The organism is Streptomyces sp. FH025 (genome assembly GCF_017427025.1).
Classification (GTDB): domain Bacteria; phylum Actinomycetota; class Actinomycetes; order Streptomycetales; family Streptomycetaceae; genus Kitasatospora.
Map to the genome: position 1 here is coordinate 1 of NZ_JAFLNG010000494.1, position 5,863 is coordinate 5,863.

The 5,863-nt window shown below is 71.3% G+C and carries 3 protein-coding genes; all 3 read right to left on the minus strand.

Annotated features, from left to right (window positions below; genetic code table 11):
• Window positions 1-5: 5 nt before the first annotated feature.
• A complete protein-coding gene (locus J0670_RS27605; protein ID WP_207814410.1) occupies window positions 6-1,478 on the minus strand; it encodes a phosphotransferase in 1,473 nt (490 codons plus the stop codon).
• Window positions 1,479-1,730: 252 nt separating this feature from the next.
• Entirely contained in the window at window positions 1,731-3,455 is a 1,725-nt protein-coding gene (gene treS / locus J0670_RS27610; RefSeq protein WP_207814411.1) for a maltose alpha-D-glucosyltransferase, read from the minus strand.
• Window positions 3,452-5,407: an alpha-1,4-glucan--maltose-1-phosphate maltosyltransferase gene (locus J0670_RS27615; RefSeq protein WP_207814412.1), complete on the minus strand. Its 1,956-nt coding sequence runs from the start codon at window positions 5,405-5,407 to the stop codon at window positions 3,452-3,454. The genes treS and J0670_RS27615 overlap by 4 nt, the downstream gene beginning before the upstream one ends.
• Window positions 5,408-5,863 lie beyond the last annotated feature (456 nt).

Genomic DNA, 5,863 nt, shown 5'->3' on the forward strand with positions numbered 1-5,863 from the left:
CGGCATCAGATGCTGAGGGCCAGCCGGTTGATCGCGGCCAGTGGGATCGGCAGCCAGCCGGGCCGGTGCCGGGCCTCGTACACCACCTCGTACACCGCCTTGTCGATCTCCAGCGCCCGCATCAGCTCCGGTGAGGCCGCCGGGTCGGCGCCGCCCCCGGCGGTGTAGCCGGCGCAGTAGGCGGTGCGGTTGCGCTGGGCCCAGGCGGCGGCGAGGTGGGCCAGTTCCGGGTCGACGGGGCCGCCGGCCAGCAGGTGGGCGGCCGCGTAGTCGAAGGAGCGGAGCATCGCGGCGACGTCGCGCAGGGCGGGCTGCGGTTCGCGGCGCTCGTTGACCGACTTGGCCGGCTCGCCCTCGAAGTCCAGCAGGACCCAGCCGTGCGGGGTGCGCATCGCCTGTCCGAGGTGCAGGTCGCCGTGGATGCGCTGGACGGGCAGGCCGTCCGGGTGGGCGTCGGCGAGCTGTTGGAAGGCGGTGCGCAGCGCGGCCCGGAAGCGCAGCAGCCCGGGGACGGCGGCGACCGCGCTGTCCAGCCGGTCGGCCATCGCGGTGGCGAGCCGTCCGGTCTGGGCGCGGTCGAGCCGGGCGACGGGCATCGAGCGGGCGAGCACCCGGTGCACCTCGGCGGTGGCCCGGCCGAGCCGGTGCGCCTCGATCGCGAAGTTGCCGGGGGAGCGGTCGCCCTTGAGCCGGCCGACCTGGTCGAGGGCGAGCTCCCAGCCGTCCTCCGCGTCGGGCAGGTAGCGCTGGAGCAGTCCGAGGGTGGCGGGCTCGGCGCGTTCCATCCGGCTCTCGAACCAGGCGGCGACCCGGGGGATGCGGGTGGAGCCGGCCCGGGAGAGGGCGAGCGAGAGTTCCAGGTCGGGGTTGGTGCCGGGGTGGATGCGCCGGAACAGCTTGAGGATGTAGGAGGTGCCGTAGATGACCGAGCTGTTGGACTGCTCGGCGGTGGAGGCGCGGCCGGGGAGGTTGGTGGGCAGTCCGGAGCCGGGGGTGCGGCGGAAGGACAGCGCGCCGAAGCGGTCGCCGGTGGCCAGGTGTTCCAGGAGTCGCCCGGTGAGTTCGGGGTCGTGTACCGCGTCGTAGAGGGCGGCGCCGTCGTACGGGCCCTGGCTGAGCCGGCCGAGCACGGCGCCGGGTTCGATGTCCGCCGGTCCGGCCGATCGGATGCCGAGCAGGAGCTGGTAGATGTCGCCGTGCGGGGCGCCGGCCGTGGTGGCGTGCTCGACCCGTAGCAGGAGGTGCAGCAGGGCGGGGTCGCCGACCTGTAGTGGGGTGCCGACCACGGGGACGAGGCCGGTGATGGGCCGCCCCTTCCCGGCGTACCAGCGCTGGGTGGGGAGCCACTCGGCGATCAGCGGCAGGGCCGCCTGGACGAGTTCGCTGACCCCCAGGGCGGTTCTCCGGACCCCGGTGCTCCGCGCGCCCGCCGGCGCGTCGTGCTGCACATGGGCTTGAGAACGGGAGGTTTCGGACATGACTCCCTTTCCCCGGAAGCACGCGGACTGCCCGACGGGTCGTGGCCGGGTCCGTCAGTCTTCCGGATTTCGGCGGCGCGGCGGCTGCGGCACGCGAGCGTGGCTCGGGTGTCACGCCTTCGTGTGGGTGGCCGTTGGGCTGTTCTCCGTACCGGTGGTGCAGAGAACTCCGGGGGCGCGGGGGTTCAACTCGCGCCCCCGGAGGGTCTGGTGGTGCCGTTCGCAACGGTGTGCGGCGGGTGCGGCGGATCGTTACTTCGGCCGCCTGGTCCCGCTCAGTCGCGGAGGCTGCCGGAGCTGGAACCAGTAGAAGCCGTGCCCGGCCAGGGTGAGCAGGTAGGGCCACTCTCCGATCGACGGGAAGCGCACCCCGCCGATCAGCTCGACCGGGTACCGCCCGCCGTACTGCCGTAGGTCCAGCTCGGTCGGCTGCGCGAACCGCGAGAAGTTGTTCACGCACATGACCAGGTCCCCCTCGTACTCGCGCACGAAGGCCAGCACGGCGGGGTTGCTGGACGGCAGTTCGGCGTAGGTGCCCAGGCCGAAGGCCGGATTGAGCTTGCGGATCTCGATCATGCGACGCGTCCAGTGCAGCAGCGAACTCGAACTGCTCTGCTGCGCCTCGACGTTGGTCACCTGGTAGCCGTACACCGGGTCCATGATGGGTGGCAGACTGAGCCTGCCCGGGTCGGCGGAGGAGAAACCCGCGTTGCGGTCCGGGGTCCACTGCATCGGCGTGCGCACGCCGTCCCGGTCGCCCAGCCAGATGTTGTCGCCCATGCCGATCTCGTCCCCGTAGTAGAGCACCGGCGAGCCGGGCAGGGAGAGGAGCAGGGCGGTGAACAGCTCGATCTGGTTGCGGTCGTTCTCCAGCAGCGGGGCGAGCCGGCGGCGGATGCCCACGTTGGCGCGCATCCGGGGGTCCTTGGCGTACTCCGCGTACATGTAGTCGCGCTCCTCGTCGGTGACCATCTCCAGGGTCAGCTCGTCGTGGTTGCGCAGGAAGATGCCCCACTGGCAGCCGCCCGGGATCTCCGGGGTCTTGGCGAGGATCTCCGACACCGGGTAGCGGGATTCGCGGCGCACCGCCATGAAGATCCGCGGCATCACCGGGAAGTGGAACGCCATGTGGCACTCGTCGCCGCCGGAGGCGAAGTCGCCGAAGTAGTCGACCACGTCCTCCGGCCACTGGTTCGCCTCGGCGAGCAGCACCGTGTCGGGGTAGTCGGCGTCGATCTCCTTGCGGACCCGCTTGAGGAACTCGTGGGTCTCCGGCAGGTTCTCGCAGTTGGTGCCCTCGCGGGCGAACAGGTAGGGCACGGCGTCCAGCCGGAAGCCGTCGATCCCGAGGTCGAGCCAGAACCGCAGCCCGGCGATCATCTCGTCCTGGACCCGGGGGTTGTCGTAGTTGAGGTCCGGCTGGTGGGAGAAGAACCGGTGCCAGAAGTACTGCTTGCGGACCGGGTCGTACGTCCAGTTGGAGGTCTCGGTGTCGACGAAGATGATCCGGGCGTCCGGGTACTGCTTGTCGTCGTCGGCCCACATGTAGAAGTCGCCGTACGGGCCGTCCGGGTCGGTCCGCGAGGCCTGGAACCACGGGTGCTGGTCGCTGGTGTGGTTCATGACGAAGTCGATGATGATGCGCATGCCGCGGGCGTGCGCGGCGTCGACGAACTCCATGAAGTCGGCGAGGTCGCCGAACTCCGGCAGCACCGACGTGTAGTCGGAGACGTCGTACCCGCCGTCGCGCAGCGGCGAGGCGAAGAACGGCGGGAGCCAGAGGCAGTCGATCCCGAGCCACTGGAGGTAGTCGAGCTTGGCCGTGAGCCCCTTCAGGTCCCCGACCCCGTCGCCGTTGCTGTCCTGGAAGGACCGCACCAGGACCTCGTAGAAGACCGCACGCTTGAACCACTGGGGGTCGAGCTTCTTCTTCGAGGTCTCGGGGAAGGTGTCGGGGACGGGCTCGTTCACTGTCACGCTGGGTTCCTCCGAACCGTGAGGAGGTGGGCCGGCTCGGCTGAGGGATCGAGCCGGACGTAGTTGTGCCGGCCCCACGTGTAGACGGCGCCGGTGAGCTCGTCGTGCACCGTGTACGGGCCCTCGCCGTCGAGCGTGACGGTGGCCTCCCGGACGTGGTGCGGGTCGAGGTTGACCACGGTGATGACCTGGTCGGTGAGGCCCTCGGCGGTGGTCGCGGTCTTGGAGTAGGCGAGCACCTGCTCGTTGTCGGTGGGGTGGAAGCGCAGGTTGCGCAGCTGCTGGAGGGCGGGGTGCCGGCGCCGCAGCCGGTTCAGCACGGTGAGCAGCGGGGCGAGGGTGTCGGCAGCGCTCCAGTCGCGCGGGCGCAGTTCGTACTTCTCCGAGTGCAGGTACTCCTCGGAGCCCGGGTGGGCCGGCTCGTTCTCGAACAGCTCGTAGCCGGCGTAGACGCCGTAGCTCGGGGAGAGGGTGGCGGCGAGCACCGCGCGGATCGCGAAGGCGGCGCGGCCGCCGTGCTGGAGGAACTCGTGCAGGATGTCCGGGGTGTTGGCGAAGAAGTTGGGTCGCATGTAGGCGGCCGTGTCGCCGGTGAGTTCGGTGAGGTACTCGGTGAGTTCCGTCTTGGTGTTGCGCCAGGTGAAGTACGTGTACGACTGGTGGAAACCGATCTTCGCGAGGGTGTGCATCATCGCCGGGCGGGTGAAGGCCTCCGCCAGGAACACGACGTCGGGGTCGGTGCGGGCGATGTCGCCGAGCACCTTCTCCCAGAACACCACCGGTTTGGTGTGCGGATTGTCGACCCGGAAGATCCTGACACCGTGTGCCATCCAGAACCGAAGGATCCGGATGGTTTCCTTGACGATTCCTTCCATGTCCTGGTCGAAGTTGATCGGATAGATGTCCTGGTACTTCTTCGGCGGGTTCTCGGCGTAGGCGATGGTGCCGTCCGCGCGGTGGCTGAACCATTCCGGGTGCTTGTTCACCCACGGGTGGTCGGGGGAGCACTGGAGGGCGAAGTCCAGTGCCACCTCCAGGTGCAGCTCCCGCGCCTCGGCGACGAAGTGGTCGAAGTCCTCGATGGTGCCGAGGTCCGGGTGGACGGCGTCGTGGCCGCCCTCGGGGGAGCCGATCGCCCAGGGCGAGCCGACGTCGTGCGGACCGGCCGTCAGGGTGTTGTCCGGGCCCTTGCGGAAGGCTCGCCCGATCGGGTGGACCGGCGGCAGGTAGACCACGTCGAAGCCCATCGCGGCGACCGCCGGCAGCCGCTCGGCGGCGGTGCGCAGGGTGCCCGAGCGCGGCGGCTCGACCCCGGCCGGGTCCACCACGGCGCCCTCCGAACGGGGGAAGAACTCGTACCAGGAGCCGAACAGCGCGCGCTCCCGGTCCACCTGGAGCGGCAGCGGACGGGAGGCGCTGACCAGCTCGCGCAGCGGGTAGCGGGTCAGCAGCTCCAGCACCTCGGGGGCGAGCGCGGCGGCCAGCCGGGACAGCGGCGGCAGCCCCGGGTCGCGCAGCGCGTCGACGGCGGCCAGCACGTGCGCGCGGCCCTCCTTCTTCGGCACCCCGGCGGCGGCCTGGTCCAGCAGCCGGGCGCCCTCCTCCAGCACCAGCGCGGTGTCGATCCCGGCCGGAAGCTTGATCGCGGCGGTCTTGCGCCAGGTGGCGACCGGGTCGCTCCACGCCTCCACCAGGAACGACCAGCGGCCGGGCGCGGTCGGGGTGACGTACGCGCCCCAGCGGTCGCTGCCCTCGGCGAGTTCGCGCATCGGTGTCCACGGGCCGCTGCGGCCGCGCGGGTCGCGCAGCACGACGTTGGCGTTGACGGCGTCGTGGCCCTCGCGGAAGACGGTCGCGGTGACCAGGAAGGTCTCGCCGACGGCGGCCTTGGCCGGGCGGCGGCCGGAGTCGACGAGGGGGGTGACGTCCAGGACGGGGATGCGGCCGATCACGGTGTCGCTCTCTGTCGTCTTGCGGGCGGAGGGCTTGGTGGCGGTCTTGGCGGCGCCGCTCTTGGCGGTGGTGCTCCGGGTGGTGCTCCCGGTGTCGCCCCTGCCGGTGGAGGGCGCGGCGGACCCGGGGTCGGCGGCCCGGCTGGTGGTGGCCGTCGTGGTGGCGGTGGCGCGGCGCGTGGTGGTGGTGCGCCTGCGGGGTGCCGCGGCCCGGCCCTCCTCGGCCCCGGGTTGCCGGGGCCCGGCGGAGGGCTGGGCCGTGGAGGACTGCGCTGTCGGGGCCCGGCCCTCGGAGGATTCGGTACGGACCGCCCCGGACACCCTGGGCGACGGCATCGCCGGGTCTGTCCGAGTGTCAGAATCCATCCGTCCGGTGGATTCCGCGACCGCAGCGTCGAGGGCTTCGGCCATCGGTGTGGACTGGTCCCGCGTGTCGCCGTGCATGCCAAGCTCCTG